This is a genomic window from Lentzea sp. NBC_00516, assembly GCF_036346835.1.
Lineage (GTDB): Bacteria > Actinomycetota > Actinomycetes > Mycobacteriales > Pseudonocardiaceae > Lentzea > Lentzea sokolovensis.
Window position 1 is genome coordinate 255,120 of sequence record NZ_CP107840.1, and the last position, 16,414, is coordinate 271,533.

Here is a 16,414-nt window from a genome sequence, read left to right on the forward strand (position 1 = left end):
GTGATGATTCGGCCGGCTGCGCTGGGCGACTGCCGATGAGCAGCGCCGTCGGGATCGACCTCGAAGGCTGGCAGCGGCTCGTGGACGGGCTGCGCGAGGCCGTCCTCGTCGTGGACCCGGCAGGTGTGGTGCGCGTGCGCAACGCCGCGGCCGCCGACCGGTTCCCCCGGCTCGGTCTCGGCGGGCACTTCGACGTGCACGTCGCGGGCCGTCAGCACGACCTCGGCGAGGGCTGGAGTGCCTGGTACTTCACGGACTCCACGCTCGATCACGCCCACCTGCGGCTCGCCGGCGGCACGTCGCGGGAACTGACCCTGAAGACGATCGTGCAGCTCGCGGCGGAGTTGCTGGGCGAGCACTGCGTCGCCGTGGTGCCCGCCACCCGTGACCGGCTCGAGTGGTGGCGGTGCGGCGGCGGCGAACCGACGGTCGTGCGCACGCCGCGCAGGGCCTCCGAGATCGCCGAGGTGCTGACCGGCACGGCGGCGCTGACCAGGATCACCACATTGGGTGAAGGCAGCTGGGGTGTGCCGGAGGACTTCGGCTGCGCGCTGGCCGTGCCGCTGGGCGTCGGCGGTGCGCTGGTCGTGGCGCGCAAGGGCGACTTCGCGCCGAACGACGTCGAACGCGTCCGGCTGTTCGGCAAGCACGCCGCCATGGCGCTGGAGTCGTCGTCGAGGCTGACCGAGCAGCAGCGGACGATCGAGGTGCTGCGCTCGGCGTTGCTGCCGTTGCCGTTGCCCGAGGTGCGCGGTGTGACAATGGCCTCGGTGTTCATCCCCGCCCACCAGCGCGCGATGGTCGGCGGCGACTTCTACGACGTGCACCCGCGCACGGACGGCTCGGCGACGTTCGCGCTGGGCGACGTCTGCGGCCACGGCCTGGAAGCCGCGGTCCACAGTGGACGCGTCCGGCAGTCCCTGCAGGCGCTGTCCCTGGTCGAGACGAACCCGGTGCGGCTGCTGCACCTGCTGAACACCTCGTTGCGCGCCACCGGTTCGAAGCTCTTCACCACGATCGTCGTCGGTGAACTGGTGCCGCTGGCCAACGGCGGCGCGCGGTTGTCGCTCGCGTCCGGCGGCCATCCCGCACCGATGATCCTGCGGGCGGACGGCAGCGTTCACGAGGTGAGCGCGCCCGGTGCGATCGTCGGCATCCTGTCGGACGTCCGGTTCTCCGGCGAGCAGGTCACGCTGGCGCCGGGGGACACGCTCGTGCTCTACAGCGACGGGTTCACCGAGGCACGTGCGCACACCGATCGCACGGAGCTGTTCGGCGAGCAGCGGATGAAGGCGCTGCTGAAGGAGTGCAAGGGACTGTCGGCGGAGGAGATCGCGCGTCACTGCGAGCAGGTCGTGCTCAAGTGGCTGGACCACGACGACCACGACGACCTGGCGTTGCTGGCTGTCCAGGCCGTGTGAGTGAAATTCCCGGTACAAGCGTTCATCGTCCGTTCGTTTGCCACGCAAGCTTGACCGGTTGAGATCTGCGCATGTCCCACTCTCACGATCACTCGCACGGTGATCACACCCACCACCACGAGGTAGAGCCGGTGGAGGGCAGCTGGCTCGATCCCGGGGACGACCGTCCGTCGTCGGTCGAACGCCGCAGGTTCCTCGCCGGCCTGGGCATCGCGGCCGGCGCCGTCGGAGCCGTGGCCGCCGGCACGGGCAAGGCCGAGGCGCACGTCCCGGTCAACCCCTGGGGCGGCGGTGAGCGCTGGTACGCGGGCGACCACCACATCCACACCCAGTACTCCGACGATGGCCAGTACACGATCGCGCAGCAGGTCGGGAAGGCGCACGAGTTCGGCCTCGACTGGGTCGTGATCACCGACCACGGCGGCGTCGCGCACCAGAAGTTCTCGATCGACCAGATCACGCCGGACATCGAGCGCGTCCGCCGGTCCCAGCGCGACGTGCTGGTGTACCAGGGCCTCGAGTGGAACATCCCCGGCGCGGAGCACGCCACCGTGTTCATGCCGCCCGGCAAGCACACCGTCGACATCCTGAAAGCGTTCGAGCTGTCCTACGACGGCCGCATCGCGAACAACACCGAGTCGCTCGCCCTGGCCGCGCTGCGATATCTGGAGGCGCAGGTCCTCTCCGGACGGACCGAGATCGCGCTGATGTTCGCGAACCACCCGTCACGGCGCGGCGTGGACAGCCCGCACGAGATCCGCGGCTGGCGCGACGCGGCCCCCGGCGTCGCGGTCGGCATGGAGGGCGCGCCCGGTCATCAGGCCGCCGGCACGCCGAAGTCCGCGGGCGGTTCCGGTCGTGCCCGCGGTTACTACGACACCGCCGCCCCGTTGCCGGAGTCATTCCCCGGCTATCCGGCGGAGTCCTACCGCACGCACGGCGGGTTCGACTGGATGACCGCCAAGGTCGGCGGCCTGTGGGACTCGCTGCTCGCCGAGGGACGCCCGTGGTGGATCACCGCGAACTCGGACGTGCACCAGGTCTTCAACGACACCCTCACGCCGGGAAAGCAGGACTACGCCACGACCGGCTCGAAGGGCGCGCCGATCGACTCGGGCGTCAAGCAGACGGCCTACGGCGACTTCTTTCCCGGCCAGTACGGCGCGAACGTCGTCGGTGCGCGGTCGAAGTCCTATGTGGACATCATGCGCGGCCTGCAGTCGGGCAAGGTGCTGACCGTGCACGGCCGCCTGATCGACGGCCTGGAGCTGCGCGTGCGGTCGCGTGACGACCTGCGCGGCGTGACGCTGGGCGGGCGGACGTTCGTGCGCCGTGGCGGCGATGTCGAGATCACCATCGAGATCGACCGCGCCGACGGCCCGAACTTCTCCGGCTCCAAGCCCGTGCTGGCCAAGGTCGACCTGATCTCGGGCCCGGTGACCGGTCCGTCCGCGGACCGCGACCTGTTCCTGGCGCCGGAGACCGCGGTCGCGAAGACGTTCGAGGTGCCGCGCACCGGCAAGATCCGGTTCACGCACACGTTCAAGAACGTCGAGCGGTCGTTCTACCTGCGGCTGCGGGGAAGTGATGGCAAGCGGCTCACGTCGTCCGGTGATCCGGTGGTCGACGAGATCGCCAACTCGGACCCGTGGGCCGACCTGTGGTTCTACGCCAACCCGGTGTTCGTGGACGTGATCTGAGTCCTCTCAGGACTACGGTGGTCGGGTGTCCATGAAGCGCGAGCCCGACCGCCTGGTCCTGTTCACCGACGCGGTGGTCGCCATCGCGATCACGCTGCTGGTGCTGCCACTGGTGGAGATCACCTCGGAACCGGGCTCCGAGCCCGCGCGCGAGCTCGTCGCCCACCACTGGCCGCAGATCTTCAGCTTCCTGCTGAGCTTCGCGGTCATCGCGCACCTGTGGTTCACCCACCACCGGCTGTTCGAGAACGTGAAGCAGTACAACGGCACGCTGGTGACGCTGAACATGGCGTGGCTGCTGACGATCGTGATCCTGCCGTTCCCGACCGAGCTCGTCGGCAGGCCGGGTGACGACCACTTCACGCAGTTCTTCTACATCGGCACGATCACCGTCAGCAGCATGTTGCTGACCGCGATCACGCTGCTCGTGCACGGCAGCCCGGAGCTGGCGGTCGAGGCTCAAGGACTCTCCCGGCCGGTGGTGCTGCGGGCCATCACCCCGACCGTCGTGCTGCTGATCGCCCTCGTGCTGTCGCCGTTCATCAGCTACTGGGGCCTGCTGCTGTTGCTGGTCAGCCCGCTGGCGCAGCGGATCCGATGACGGCCAGCAGCCGCAGCTTCTCGTAGTTCTCGGTGCCGGGCGTGGCGGTGTAGACCAGCAGGAAGTGGTTCTGGTCGGGGTCGAGCAACGTCTGGCACTGCAGTTCCAGCGCGCCGATGCTCGGGTGGACGTACCGTTTGAACTCCTTCGGGCGCAGGCCGATCTCCTGGGCGTCCCACACGGTCCGGAACTCCTCGCTGCGGGCGAGCAGGAGGTCGGTGTAGTGCGCGGCGCGGGAGCCGGGGCCATGTCGCGTAAGGGCTTCGCGCAGGCCCGAGGCGAACATCCTGCCGAGGAACGCGTGGTCGGCGGGGTCGTACAGCGCGCGGGCCGCCGGGTCGGTGAACCAGCGGTAGCCGAGGCTCCTGGCCGGACCGGTGTGGCGGGTCGCGTCCCCGGTGAGCGCGATGCCGAGCGGGGTCTGGCGCAGCGTCTCGCCCAGCTCGGTGACGATCTCGGCCGGGGTGTCCTGCAGGCGGTCGAAGATCCGCGCGAGGCCAGGAGTGACGTGCTCGCTGAGCGAGCCGCGGTGGGGTGGGCTGTGCCCGGCGAGCCGGAACAGGTGGTCGCGCTCGTCCAGTGACAGGTGCAGGCCCTGGGCGATGGCCGCGATCATCTGCTCGGACGGGTGCGTTCCGCGTTCCTGTTCCAGGCGCGCGTAGTAGTCGGTGGACATGTTGCACCGGGCGGCGACCTCCTCGCGGCGCAGGCCGTTGGTCCTGCGTCGCGGTCCGCGCCGGAGTCCGATGTCCTCGGGCTGCAACGCCTCCCTGCGGTGCCGCAGGAACGCCGCCAGGCCTGCTCGGTCGATCGCCACGTCGGCTCCTCTCGTCCCCCTGATTTCTAACGTGCGCGCGCCGTCGTAGCCACGGAGCGAGAGGTCCTGGATGCGGTCATGCTGGTCCGGCCACTGTGGAGGACGACACCACAACGAGCAGGGGAGTGCGCGATGGCCAGCAGGAAGTTCGACGTCGAGGTCCCGGACCTGACCGGCAGGCGGGCGGTCGTCACCGGTGCCAGCGACGGTGTCGGACTCGGCATCGCGGGACGGCTCGCGGAGGCCGGGGCCGAGGTCGTCATGCCCGTCCGCAACCAGCGCAAGGGCGAGGCGGCGATCGCCGCGATCCGCCGGCAGACCCCGGACGCCGACGTGTCGTTGCGTTCGCTCGACCTCTCCTCGCTGGCTTCGGTCGCGGCCCTGGGTTCGGTGTTGCTGGAGGAGGGCAAGCCGATCCACGTTCTCGTCAACAACGCGGGCGTCATGACCCCGCCCGAACGGCAGACGACCGCGGACGGGTTCGAGCTGCAGTTCGGCACCAACCACCTGGGCCACTTCGCTCTCGTGGGCCACCTGCTGCCGTTGCTGAAGGCCGGTCGTGCGCGGGTGACCTCGCAGATCAGCGTCGCCGCCAACCAGAACGCCATCAACTGGGACGACCTGAACTGGGAGCGCTCGTACAACGGCGGCAAGGCCTACAGCCAGTCGAAGATCGCCTTCGGCCTGTTCGGACTGGAGCTCGCCCGGCGCAGCGAGGCCGGTGGCTGGGGCATCACGAGCAACCTCGCCCATCCCGGTGTGGCCCCCACCAACCTGCTCGCGGCCCGTCCCGAGGTCGGCCGCGCCAAAGACACGCTCGGTGTGCGCGCGGTGCGGGTCTTTTCGAGCGTGGGCATCCTCGGCACCGTCGAGTCCGCCCAGCTCCCGGCACTGCTCGCCGCGACGGCGCCGGAGGCCGGCACGTTCTACGGCCCGAGTCGCTTCGGCCACCTCAGCGGGCCGCCCGCCGAGCAGGCTCTCTACAGCCGTCTGCGCGGCACGGACGAGGCCCAGCGGGTGTGGCGGGTGTCCGAGGAACTGGTCGCTAGCGGACTCCGTGCGGGCGGAACTGCACGCTGATCCTCGGCCCGACGACCTTCGAGGTCTTCGGGATGGCGTGCTCCCAGGTGCGCTGGCAGGAGCCGCCCATCACGAGCAGATCGCCGTGCCCCAGCGCGTACTTGTGCGTCTCGCCGCCTCCGCGCGGCCGCAGCAGCAGGGCACGCGGGGTGCCGACGCTCAGGATCGCGACCATCGTGTCCTCGGTCTGGCCGCGACCGATCGTGTCGCCGTGCCACGCCACGCTGTCCCGGCCGTCGCGGTAGTAGCAGAGCCCGGCGGTCGTGAACGGTTCGTTCAGCTCGGGCAGGTAGTGCTTGGACAGTGCGTCACGGGCCGTCGTGAGGACGTCGAACGGCAAAGTGCCGCTGTAGAAGCAGAGCAGGCGCGGCACGTCGACCACGGCGTCGTACATCTGGCGGCGTTCGGCGCGCCACGGCACCTCGTCGACGAGCTGGTCGAACAACGCGTCGGCGCCCGCCAGCCAGCCCGGCTGGACGTCGATCCACGCGCCGTGGCCGAGTTCGGTGCGGCGCGGGGCGAGCGGGGCCAGTTCCGGCTCCGCGTCCAGGTCGAACAGTGATCCCTGGCGCATGGACCGCAGCATAATCGAACAGGTGTTCTATGGCCAAGCAAGGTCGTTCGTAGCTGATAATGACGGCATGACTGGGGATGACGACGAGGTAGTGCAGGCTGAACGGACCACCAGCATCATCAGCGGGACGGTGTTCGGCACCGTCGTGCAACTGGGAAGTGTCAACGGCATCGTCGTCTTCCCGGAACCGAAGGCTTCCGCGGACTAGGGCTTCAGCACGGCCCACACGGCGTCCGCGACGATCTCGCGGGCCTCGGCCAGGTCGAACACCCCGAGCAGGAACCTGCGCACCGACTCGTGCGCCGGTCCCATCACCACGGGCTCCAACGCCCACGGCGGGACCGCGCGCAGGTCGCCGGACGCCATCCGGTCGAGGAACCAGGCCAGGACCGGCGCGAACTCCGCCGTCTTGGCCGCCGGATCGGCGTGGTCCGGCGCGGCGTAGAGGAAGCGCGCCCGGCTGGGGTTCGCCATGACCCAGTCGAGGTAGCTCAGGGTCAGGGCGCGCACGCCCGCGGCTGCGGTATCCGCTTTCAGGGCGGGCAGCATCGCGGCGACGCACCGGGCGTAGCTGTCGGCGTAGAGCTGCGCGAACACGCCCGCGCGGCTGCCGAAGTGGTGGTAGATGCTGCCGTTCGACATGCCGGACCGCTCGGTCAGCGCCGCGATCGTGACGGCGTCCAGGCCGCCTTCCTCGACGAGCTTGAGCGCCGCGTCGAGGAGAGACTGTCGTCGGTCGGACATGAGGGTTAGAGTACCGCTCTGGAGCGACGCTCCAGAGAAGGGGAGAGCAATGGCGCTGTCGATTCCCGGCCTGCTGCGCGACCGGGTCGCCCGCACGCCCGACGCTGAGGCGATGCGGTACCGCGACAACGGTGGCTGGGCCTCGCTCACGTGGTCCGAGCTGCAGGAACGGGTTGCCGCGGAGGCGTTCGGACTGGCGGAGAAGGGCCTGCGCAAGGGCGACCGCGTGGCGTTGATGGGCCGCACGAGCATCGAGTGGATCGTCACCGACCTCGCCGTGCTCGCCGCCGGGGGCGCCACCACCACGATCTACCCGAACAGCACGGCCGCGGAGGTCGCGCACATCATCGGCGACTCCGGCAGCCGGATCGTCGTCGTGGAGACCGACGAGCACGCCGCGTCGATGCCGGACGGCGTCGAGGTGCTGCGGTTCGGCGCGGTTCCCCAGGCCTCGGGTGACTACGACGCGCTGATCGACGGGCTCACGCAGGACGACCTCGCGACGTTGATCTACACCTCGGGCACGACCGGCACGCCCAAGGGCGTCGAGCTCACGCACGAGAACTGGCTGACGACCGCGGAAGCCGTTGCGTCCCTGGGCATTCTTCAGCCGACCGATCTGCACTTCCTGTGGCTGCCGCTGTCGCACGCGTTCGGCAAGGTGCTGACGATGGCGATGATCGCCGCGGGCGTGCCGACCGCCGTCGACGGCAGCGTCGAGCGGATCGTGGACAACCTGGGCGAGCTGCGGCCGTCCATCGTGGCCGCCGCGCCGCGCATCTTCGAGAAGATCCACGGCCGGATCGTCGCGGGAGCGCGGGAGAAGGGCGGCGTCACCGAGAAGATCTTCCGGTGGGCCGACCGCGAGCACGGCCCCGCGACGCGCTGGCTCGCGGATCGCCTGGTGTACCGCAAGTTGCGCGACCGTGTGGGCGGCCGGATCCGCTACTTCGTGTCGGGCTCGGCGCCGCTCGCGCCGGAGATCGCCGAGTTCTTCGAGCGCGCCGGCATCACGATCCTGGAGGGCTACGGGCTCACCGAGTCGTCCGCGGCGACGTTCTTCAACCGGCCGGGCATGATCCGGATCGGCACGGTCGGGCCGCCGATCCCCGGCATGGAGGTCAAGATCGCCGACGACGGCGAGGTGCTGCTGCGCGGCCCCGGCGTCATGCGCGGCTACCACAACAGGCCGGACGCCACCGCCGAGTCGCTGGTCGACGGCTGGCTGCACACCGGTGACATCGGCGAACTCGACGACGCGGGCCGGTTGAAGATCACCGACCGCAAGAAGGAACTGATCAAGACCTCGGGCGGCAAGTACGTGGCGCCGACCCGGATCGAGAGCATGATCAACGCGGCGTCGCCGTACATCAGCAACGTGATCGTGCACGGTGACCGGCGCAAGTACTGCGTGGCGCTCGTGACGCTCGACCCGGACACCGCGGCGGGGCTCAAGGATGCCGAGTCCGAAGTGGACAACGCCATCCAGACCGTCAACGCGCAGCTCGCACGGCACGAGACGATCAAGCGGTTCGCCGTGCTGGAGCACGACTTCAGCGTCGAGGACGGGTTGCTGACCGCGTCGCTGAAGCCGCGCCGTCGCGAGATCGAGAAGCGCTACTCCGACGTTCTCGACAGCCTGTACTGAATCAGACCAGCGGGCCGTAGAGGTGGTTGCCCGCGGCCTGCGGGTCGGTGCTGGTGAAGTACTCCCTGGTGGCGACCGAGATCTCGGCGCGCGTCAGGTAGCCGCTGGCGTCGGTGTCGAGCAGGCGGAACGATTCCTCGGCCGCGGGCAGGGGAGTGCCGTAGCCGCCCTGCAGCCGCAGCCAGTCGTTCATGCTCAGCCTGCCGTCGCCGTCCTCGTCGCCGATGACGAGCAGCGCGTCGATGGCCGGCTGGAAGATGGTGTCGTAGCCGTCGCTCTCGGCGAGAACCGCCATGCCCGCGACGAACTCGCCGCGGGAGACGCGACCGTCACCGTCGGTGTCGAGCGAACCGACCAGCGAGGTCCACACCTGCTGGAACCCGTCGGACACCGACTTCGCGCGCTCGGAGGCAGGGTCGTAGCCGCACGCCGTGACGATCTCCTCGCCGCGCTGCACGAAGTCCTCGTGCTCGACGTACCCGTTGCCGTTGGCGTCGAAGTGGTTGAAGAAGTTGTCCCACTTGCGATCCAGCAGTGCCTGCGTCATTTTTCCCTCTGATGTCAACGAACTGGTGATCGACTTCGGGATCGGCAGGCCGGCCGGCGTTCTTGCGGTGATCAACCGCTTCGGGTGAATGTTTCGGTGTCGCCTGGAATCGCGGCGAACCGCCCACCGGCGGAAGTGGTGGGCGGTTCGCACGACGTTCGTCAGCGGCGGCCGCGCGGTTCGTCGTCGCGCTCGACCTCAACGCGTTCCTTGCGGACCTCGCCCTTGATGTCCTTCTGCTCGGTGACCGCGTCCTTCTCCAGCCGCACCCGTTCCACGGCCTCGGTGCGCTTCTGCACCACCGGTTCCTCGCGGTGCAAGGTGATCTCCGCCTGTTCGTCGGCGAACGCCTTGCCGGTGCTGCCCTCCGCGGGCTCGCGGACGACCCGGACCTCCTCGTGCGTGACCGGCACGGTGACGTTGCGCTGCTCGGTGACCGTGTGCTTGACCAGCCGGACCCGGCCCGTCTCGACGCTGCGGGTGCCGACGTCGAGCTTCTCCTCCGAGAGCGTGACCTCGGCCGCGTCACCACGTGCGGTGCCGCGCTGCCCGGCAGCCTGCTGCCCGCGCTGCCCGGTGGCCTGCTGTCCCGCGGCCTGCCTGCCGTTGCCGCCCTTGCCGTCGAGCCGGTCGTGGTCGCCGCTCCTGGCCTGCGGGGTCATCCCGTAGTGCCGGTAGAGCGCCTCCTGCTCCTTGTCCGACATGTGGTCGCCGTCGGTGTGCATGCTCGGCGACTCCTTCACCTGCTCCTTGGTGACGGGGACGGTGATCGCGCCGCCCGCCACCTGCCCCTGCTGGATCGGGACGAAGCTCTCCTTCATGCCGAACAGTCCGGTGTGGACCTCGGCCCACATCGGCTTGCCGGTGCCGTCCTCGAGCCACACCCGCTTGACCGAACCGATCTTCTCACCCCGGTTGTCGATCACGTCGCAGTCGTACAGAGCCTCAACGTGCGTCTGATCGATCATGGTGTCGTCCCTCCGCGTTTGGCTGTTGCCTGTGAACGCGAAGTACCCGCCGCTGTGAGCTCAATCGCGGGTGCCCACCGACCGGGTTACCGTGCCCGCGTGGCGAATTCAGCCGACTGGGCGACCCCTCACCACGCGATGACGCCCTCGTCGTCGAAGAAACCACCGCGCGGCCCGTCGTCGTGCAGAGTGGCGAGCCGGAGCGCGATCGCGGCGCCCTGCTCGGGCGTCCGCGGTGAGGCGAAGCCGGTGAAGTCGGTCGCGACGTAGCCGGGGCAGCAGGCGTTCACGATGACGTTCGTGCCGTCGAACGTCCGCGCGTACTGGACGGTGATGCTGTTGAGCATCGACTTCGACGGCGCGTACGCCGCCATGATCGGACCGGTCCGCAACGCCAGCGACCCCATGTTGCTCGACACGTTGACGATCCGCGGCGAGGTGGCCTGGCGCAGCAGCGGGAGCATCGCGTTCGTGACCCGGACGACCCCGAACACGTTGGTGTCGAGGACGGTGCGGACGACGTCGAGGTCGAGCGTCGTCGGGTCCTGCGCTCCCGCGTCGGTGCGCCCGCCGATGCCGGCGTTGTTGACGAGCACGTCGAGCCGGTCGATCGCCGCCGCGGCCTCCGCGACGCTGTCGTCGGAGGTGACGTCCAGCGCGACCCCGAACGCGTCGATTCCGTTGGCACGCAGGCGTTCGACGGCCTCCTTGCGGCGGACGTCGTCCCGTGCGCCCACCGCGACCCTGAAGCCGAGCGCTCCGAGCCCCTGGGCGATGGCGAAGCCGATTCCCTTGTTCGCGCCGGTGACCAGCGCGGTCTTCTTGTTCACGCCTTCATGCTCTGCTCGCTGTGGGCGTGCTGTCCAAGATCGATTCAGTAAGCTCTGATACCTACCGGGTATTAGGCTTGGTCCGTGGACGATCTGGAGACCCGCGAGCTTCGCTACTTCGTGGCCGTCGCGGAGGAGCTCCACTTCGGACGTGCCGCCACCCGGCTCGGGATCGCCCAGCCGCCTCTGTCGCGGGCGATCACCCAGCTGGAACGACGGCTCGGCGTCCGGCTCCTCGACCGGGACCGGCGCGGCGCGGAGCTCACCGACGCGGGCCGGGTGTTGTTGCGAGAGGCCAGAACGGCGCTCGACGCGGTCGCGGCCGCCGCCCGCCGGACCCGTCGTGCGGGAGACCCGGAACGCCCGCTGGTGCTCGTCACGAAGGCCGGAGCGTCCCACGAGCTGCTGCGAGCGCTGCTCGACGTGCTGGCCGACCCGGTCGAGGTCCTGCTGTGCGAGGTGGGGGAGCAGGCGCACCGGCTCCGCGACGGGCAGGCCGACGTGGCGCTGATGCACCGCCCGTTCGACGACCTCGCCGGGTTCGACACCGCCGACCTCCACACCGAGAGTCAGGTGGCGATCGTCCCGGCGGCGCATCCGCTCGCGGCCAGCGAGAGCCTCACGATGGCGGAGGTCAGCCACGTGCCGGACCTGCCGATCGCACGCTGGCCCCGGCTCGACGGGACCTACCCGGACGGGCCGGGACCCGAGGTGCGCACCCAGTCGCAGCTCGCCCAGCTCGTGGCGCTCGGCAGGACCCTGCTCGTCATCCCCGCCTCCAGCCGCGCCTGGCAGTGGCCGGAACACGTCGCGGTGCCCGTCGTGGACGCGCCGGACGTCACGACGCTGCTCGCCTGGCCGCCGGGCGCGCCAGTGGAGTCACTGGTTCGCTCGGCGGCCAAACTCAGTTTCTAGTCGCAGACGGCTCCGCGCGAGGCCGAGCCGACCAGCTTGGCGTACTTGGCGAGCACGCCGCGTTCGTAGCGCGGAGGCAGCGGCGCCCAGCCGTCCTTGCGGCTGTCCAGGTCGGCGTCGACGTCGAGCGTGCCCTTGGCGACGTTCAGCGTGATCTGGTCGCCGTCGCGCACGAACGCGATGGGCCCGCCGTCGACCGCCTCCGGTGCCACGTGCCCGACGCAGAGTCCCGTCGTGCCACCGGAGAACCGGCCGTCGGTGAGCAGCAGGACGTCCTTGCCGAGGCCGGCGCCCTTGATCGCCGCGGTGATCGCGAGCATCTCGCGCATGCCCGGCCCGCCCTTGGGACCCTCGTAGCGGATGACCACGACGTCGCCCGCGGTGATGGTGCCGTCCTCCAGCGCGTCCATCGCGGCGCGCTCGCGGTCGAACACCCGCGCGGTGCCGGTGAAGACGTCCGAGTCGAAGCCCGCCGACTTGACCACGGCGCCCTCCGGAGCGAGCGAGCCCTTGAGGATCGTGATGCCGCCGGTGTGGTGGATGGGCTTGTCGAGCGCGCGCAGGACGAGGCCGTCCGGGTCGGGCGGGTCGATGTCGGCGAGGTTCTCGGCGACGGTGCGGCCGGTGACGGTGAGGCAGTCGCCGTGCAGCAGACCGGCGTCCAGCAGCGCCTTCATCACCACGGGCACGCCGCCGATGCGGTCGACGTCCGTCATCACGTGCCGTCCGAACGGCTTCACGTCGGCCAGGTGCGGCACGCGCGCGCCGATGCGGCTGAAGTCGTCCAGGTCCAGTTCGACGCCGGCCTCGTGCGCGATGGCGAGCAGGTGCAGCACCGCGTTGGTGGAGCCGCCGAACGCCATCACGACGGCGATCGCGTTCTCGAACGCCTCGCGCGTCATGATCTGCCGCGCCGTGATGCCCTTGCGCAGCATCTCGACCACCGCCTGGCCGGAGCGGCGCGCGAACCCGTCGCGGCGCCGGTCGGTGGCCGGGGGAGCGGCACTGCCCGGCAACGACATGCCGAGGGCCTCGGCCGCGCTGGCCATCGTGTTCGCCGTGTACATGCCACCGCACGCGCCCTCACCGGGGCAGATCGCGCGTTCGATCAGGTCGACGTCCTCACGGCTCATCAGTCCGCGCGCGCAGGCCCCGACGGCCTCGAACGCGTCGATGATCGTGACCTCCTTCTCGGTGCCGTCGGTCAGCGTGACCCGGCCGGGCAGGATCGACCCGGCGTAGAGGAACACGCTGGCCAGGTCGAGCCGTGCCGCCGCCATCAGCATGCCGGGCAACGACTTGTCGCAGCCCGCGAGCAGCACCGACCCGTCCAGCCGTTCGGCCATCATCACGGTCTCGACGCTGTCGGCGATCACCTCGCGCGAGACCAGCGAGAAGTGCATGCCCTCGTGGCCCATCGAGATGCCGTCCGACACCGAGATCGTGCCGAACTCCAGCGGGTACCCGCCCGCCGCGTGCACGCCGTCCTTCGACGCCTTCGCGAGACGGTCGAGCGACAGGTTGCACGGCGTGATCTCGTTCCACGACGAGGCGACGCCGATCTGCGGCTTCTCCCAGTCCTCGTCGCCCATGCCGACGGCCCGGAGCATGCCGCGCGCGGCGGTGCGCTCCAGGCCGTCGGTCACGTCGCGGCTGCGTGGCTTCACGTCCGGTGTCTCGGTCATGAGCGCACGCTAGCCGGTCTTACGACGGGTTGGCTGCGTGAGTCAGCGTCTCCCAGGCGATGAAGAGGTTGTCGGTCCCGTGTGGACGATTCGACTCGGTGTAGATCTTGGTGTTCGCCATCGCGATGCCCAGCCGGGTGTTCAGCGCGTTGTAGCTGACCTCCGGCGTCGGCCCGAGCTCACGGCTGAGCGTGCCGCCGCACAGCCAGGACGGCATCGGCTCGCCGTTCTGGTACTTGCTGTGCAGGCCCCACGCGTGGCGCATGCGGTCCTTGATCTCGCCCCAGATGTCCTGGCCCTGGATCCACGCGGTCTCGGCGAGGTGCGAGGCCGCACTCAGCCCGTACGCCGTGTGTGCGAAGTCGCGGCAGGTCTCCTGGGTGACGCCGTCGACGAACGTGGACTGGTTGTGCCAGTAGGAGATGATCTCGGCCCTGGTGTCGATGCCACTGCCCGGCGGCGTCTTCGGCAGCGCGCCGTCGGTGGTCAGGTAGATGAACGCCTGGATGCGCGTCCGGAAGATGCCGATCGCCTTGTCGTAGGCGGCCTTGTCCTCCAGGAACACGGCGATGCCGATCGACGCCTCCATCATGCTGAGTTCCCAGTTGCCGTTGGTGTTCGCGCGGCCGTTCTGGATCTCGGGCAGGTAGACGTTGCGCAGCATCGTGCCGAACCTCGCGCTGTTGGGCCAGGTTCCGTAGACGTGCTTGATGATCTCGGCGGCCTTGGGCCAGCTCGACGCCGACCACGCGGTCTGCAGCGGGGCGTTCGAGTTGGTGTGGTCGCGGATCGTGTTGGACCAGGCGTCCATGATCTGGATCGCCTTGGTCGCGTACCTGGCGTCACGGGTGACGTACCAGGCCAGGGAGAGCGTGTAGGCGGCGAGCGCGTCCTCGCGTTCGTCGGTGCAGCCGTTGTTGGGATTGCTGACGGGACCGCATTCCACGACGGCGCGAGGTTTCGGAGTGCGGTTCAGGTCGGCGTACTTCGTCGCCATCATGCGGTCGTAGGCCGTTTTCCACGGCTGCGCGCCGGCCTGGACCTTGGTGCGCATGAAGTCGAGCTGTGGCCGGGAGACCACGACTCCCGGGTGGACGAACGTCGCCGGTGCCGCCGAGACCGAGCCGGTGACCGGGACCAGAAGGGATGCCAGCAGTGCGATCAGCACCGTGCAGGAGCGGGTGACCATGCGGTCAGTGTTAGTGGTCTATACCTTTGCGGTCAATCATTCCGGAACAAGATTCACGGTGGTGAACAAACCCAGGCCGGGCAACGAAAATCCCCCGGTGCGCGGGAGGGGCACCGGGGGATTTCGCCTATCTGAACTACGTGGTCAGAGCGTCACTCGCGGCACTTCTTGCCGGTGTTGACGCAGTTGACGAGGCGGTTCATGATCTTCTGCGACATCACGTTGGCGAAGTCGTCGTGGTCGGTGAGCGGGTTGTGCTCCTCCTCCGGGAAGGAGTCGACCAGGTAGCGACCGTCCTTCTGGACGTCCAGCGGGATGTTGTAGGTCAGGGAGATCCGCAGCTGCGGCACAGCCTTGAAGCCCTGCTTGCACTTGCCGTTCTGGTCGGGGAACACGATGTGGTCCCGGTGGTTGGCCGAGTCGATGTTCTTGCCGTCCCAGCAGCTCGGGAAGTCGTGGACTCGCTTGACCTTCGCGCCCTGCGGGCAGATCGGGTACTTGTCCATCAGGACCTTGTCCTCGAAGCCGGAGCAGGTCCACGAGGCCTTGGCGTTCTTCGGGCCGTTCTGGCCGGCCTTCGCGTCACCGTAGAGAACGCGGAGGAACTTCGGCATCGCGACGACCTTGCCGGTCGGGCTGCCGCGGAACTGCAGGTCGACGACGGCGGGGCGCTGGATCTCGCCCTCGTTGCCCTCGAGCTCGTTCTCGGCGTTCTCCTCCGGGTTGTTCTGGTTCTTCTTGGCCTCGGTGCCCTCTGCCTGGGCGGCGTCGGCGTTCTCGCCGCCGTTGTCGAGGCCTTCCTCACCCGCGGCCTTGTCCTTGACCGCACAGGCGGCGGCCGGGTTCAGGTCGGGAGCCTGCTTGCCCTGGCGGCTGAACGCCAGCATCATGCGGTTCAGGATGGCGGCGCGCTTCTCGCGCGTCGGGCCGACGATGATGTTGTCGCGGTCCTGCGCCTTGACCGAAGCGACCTTCTTCTCCGCTTCCTCGGTCACCTTCTCGATGTTCTCGAGTTCCTTGTCGATCTCCGCCTGGGCGGCGTCCGGCACGTCCTCGGGCAGCAGCGACGCGACGTCGGGGCACTCGAGCGCGGGCGCGGCCTTCGCGGCCTTGTCCTTGTCCTGCTGGGCCTTGTCGTCCTTCTTCGGCGGGGCCTGCTCCTCGGCCGGTGCGGCCTCTTCCGCTTCCTCGTCGATGATGCGCACGACGGGCCAGAAGTACGCGGACTTGTCACCGTTCTTGCAGGTCGTGCCTGCCGCCTGCAGGGACTGGTTGTTCGAGTCCGCGTTCGTGGAGAGGTTGCCGACGTAGTCGTGCAGGTGCTGGGCACCGTTGCGAACACCAGGCTGCGCGATGAAGTTGTCCGGGTTGAAGTGCCCGTTCTCGTTCCGCCCGCAGTTCACGGTGAACGTGCCTGTGGTGGCGTCGTTCTCCGCTTTTGGTTTTTTGACGTTCGGCTTCACCTTGGTGATGTCGACGAACAAGCTCTTGTCCGCACCGTCGGCGAGCGCGGAGCCATCAGAAGAACTGATGGCCACCACCGCGGCACCGCCCGCGACCACGGCCATCGCCGCCGCAGCGGCGGTGAGCCAGATCGTGGATTTCCTCCGGTGAATAGCCATTTGCCACCTCGTGGTAGTCCGATAAAACGGCATGGTGAAGCTGACGGCGGTATGGGGCCGCTATCTTCGGGAT

General features: G+C 69.2%; 16 protein-coding genes. 7 read left to right on the top strand and 9 right to left on the bottom strand.

Annotated elements, in window-relative coordinates:
• The first annotated feature begins 35 nt into the window (after nt 1-35).
• The 3 genes from OG205_RS01195 to OG205_RS01205 all read left to right on the top strand — a co-directional run bounded on the left by OG205_RS01195 (nt 36) and on the right by OG205_RS01205 (nt 3,722).
• Nucleotides 36-1,421, top strand: a complete 1,386-nt coding sequence (locus OG205_RS01195) for a PP2C family protein-serine/threonine phosphatase (RefSeq protein ID WP_330274337.1) — start codon at nt 36-38, stop codon at nt 1,419-1,421.
• Between the two features lie 71 nt (nt 1,422-1,492).
• Nucleotides 1,493-3,121, top strand: a complete 1,629-nt coding sequence (locus OG205_RS01200; RefSeq protein WP_330274338.1) for a PHP domain-containing protein — start codon at nt 1,493-1,495, stop codon at nt 3,119-3,121.
• A 31-nt stretch (nt 3,122-3,152) separates the two neighbouring features.
• Entirely contained in the window at nt 3,153-3,722 is a 570-nt protein-coding gene (locus tag OG205_RS01205) for a TMEM175 family protein (protein ID WP_330278077.1), read from the top strand.
• On the opposite strand, the gene OG205_RS01210 is transcribed toward OG205_RS01205, so the two are convergent.
• Nucleotides 3,694-4,533 (bottom strand): helix-turn-helix transcriptional regulator, encoded by an 840-nt coding sequence (locus tag OG205_RS01210; protein WP_330278078.1) that lies wholly within the window; start codon nt 4,531-4,533, stop codon nt 3,694-3,696. The genes OG205_RS01205 and OG205_RS01210 overlap by 29 nt on opposite strands.
• Nucleotides 4,534-4,671: 138 nt before the next feature.
• Here OG205_RS01210 and OG205_RS01215 point away from each other — a divergent pair, with 138 nt between their 5' ends.
• Nucleotides 4,672-5,619 carry an SDR family oxidoreductase gene (locus OG205_RS01215; RefSeq protein WP_330274339.1) on the top strand — a complete coding sequence of 316 codons (948 nt, stop codon included), beginning with the start codon at nt 4,672-4,674 and terminating at the stop codon, nt 5,617-5,619.
• Here OG205_RS01215 and OG205_RS01220 read toward each other — a convergent pair.
• Complete coding sequence (locus tag OG205_RS01220) at nt 5,585-6,193, bottom strand: alpha-ketoglutarate-dependent dioxygenase AlkB (protein ID WP_330274340.1); 609 nt, start codon at nt 6,191-6,193, stop codon at nt 5,585-5,587. The genes OG205_RS01215 and OG205_RS01220 overlap by 35 nt on opposite strands.
• A gap of 67 nt (nt 6,194-6,260) precedes the next feature.
• On the opposite strand from OG205_RS01220, the gene OG205_RS01225 reads away from it, so the two are divergent.
• Complete coding sequence (locus tag OG205_RS01225) at nt 6,261-6,401, top strand: hypothetical protein (protein WP_330274341.1); 141 nt, start codon at nt 6,261-6,263, stop codon at nt 6,399-6,401.
• Here OG205_RS01225 and OG205_RS01230 read toward each other — a convergent pair.
• On the bottom strand, nt 6,398-6,937 hold the full coding sequence (locus tag OG205_RS01230; protein ID WP_330274342.1) for a TetR/AcrR family transcriptional regulator: 540 nt from the start codon (nt 6,935-6,937) through the stop codon (nt 6,398-6,400). The genes OG205_RS01225 and OG205_RS01230 overlap by 4 nt on opposite strands.
• A gap of 49 nt (nt 6,938-6,986) precedes the next feature.
• Here OG205_RS01230 and OG205_RS01235 point away from each other — a divergent pair, with 49 nt between their 5' ends.
• Nucleotides 6,987-8,585 carry an AMP-dependent synthetase/ligase gene (locus OG205_RS01235; protein ID WP_330274343.1) on the top strand — a complete coding sequence of 533 codons (1,599 nt, stop codon included), beginning with the start codon at nt 6,987-6,989 and terminating at the stop codon, nt 8,583-8,585.
• 1 nt (nt 8,586) lies between these two features.
• Here the strand turns inward: OG205_RS01235 and OG205_RS01240 are convergent, their stop codons facing one another.
• The 3 genes from OG205_RS01240 to OG205_RS01250 form a co-directional block, all read right to left on the bottom strand.
• The gene (locus OG205_RS01240; RefSeq protein ID WP_330274344.1) at nt 8,587-9,132 is read right to left on the bottom strand and encodes an EF-hand domain-containing protein; all 546 of its coding nucleotides are present in this window, start codon (nt 9,130-9,132) and stop codon (nt 8,587-8,589) included.
• A gap of 161 nt (nt 9,133-9,293) precedes the next feature.
• On the bottom strand, nt 9,294-10,100 hold the full coding sequence (locus OG205_RS01245; RefSeq protein ID WP_330274345.1) for a PRC and DUF2382 domain-containing protein: 807 nt from the start codon (nt 10,098-10,100) through the stop codon (nt 9,294-9,296).
• Between the two features lie 128 nt (nt 10,101-10,228).
• On the bottom strand, nt 10,229-10,930 hold the full coding sequence (locus OG205_RS01250; protein ID WP_330274346.1) for an SDR family oxidoreductase: 702 nt from the start codon (nt 10,928-10,930) through the stop codon (nt 10,229-10,231).
• Between the two features lie 84 nt (nt 10,931-11,014).
• Between OG205_RS01250 and OG205_RS01255 the strand changes: the two genes are divergently transcribed.
• Nucleotides 11,015-11,845, top strand: coding sequence for a LysR family transcriptional regulator (locus OG205_RS01255; RefSeq protein WP_330274347.1), 831 nt, complete (start codon nt 11,015-11,017; stop codon nt 11,843-11,845).
• On the opposite strand, the gene ilvD is transcribed toward OG205_RS01255, so the two are convergent.
• From ilvD to OG205_RS01270, 3 genes are all read right to left on the bottom strand, one after another.
• The gene (gene ilvD / locus OG205_RS01260) at nt 11,842-13,530 is read right to left on the bottom strand and encodes a dihydroxy-acid dehydratase (RefSeq protein WP_330274348.1); all 1,689 of its coding nucleotides are present in this window, start codon (nt 13,528-13,530) and stop codon (nt 11,842-11,844) included. The genes OG205_RS01255 and ilvD overlap by 4 nt on opposite strands.
• Nucleotides 13,531-13,549: 19 nt before the next feature.
• Nucleotides 13,550-14,719 carry an alginate lyase family protein gene (locus OG205_RS01265; RefSeq protein WP_330274349.1) on the bottom strand — a complete coding sequence of 390 codons (1,170 nt, stop codon included), beginning with the start codon at nt 14,717-14,719 and terminating at the stop codon, nt 13,550-13,552.
• A 152-nt stretch (nt 14,720-14,871) separates the two neighbouring features.
• On the bottom strand, nt 14,872-16,341 hold the full coding sequence (locus OG205_RS01270) for a DUF1996 domain-containing protein (protein ID WP_330274350.1): 1,470 nt from the start codon (nt 16,339-16,341) through the stop codon (nt 14,872-14,874).
• Between the last annotated feature and the right edge of the window lie 73 nt (nt 16,342-16,414).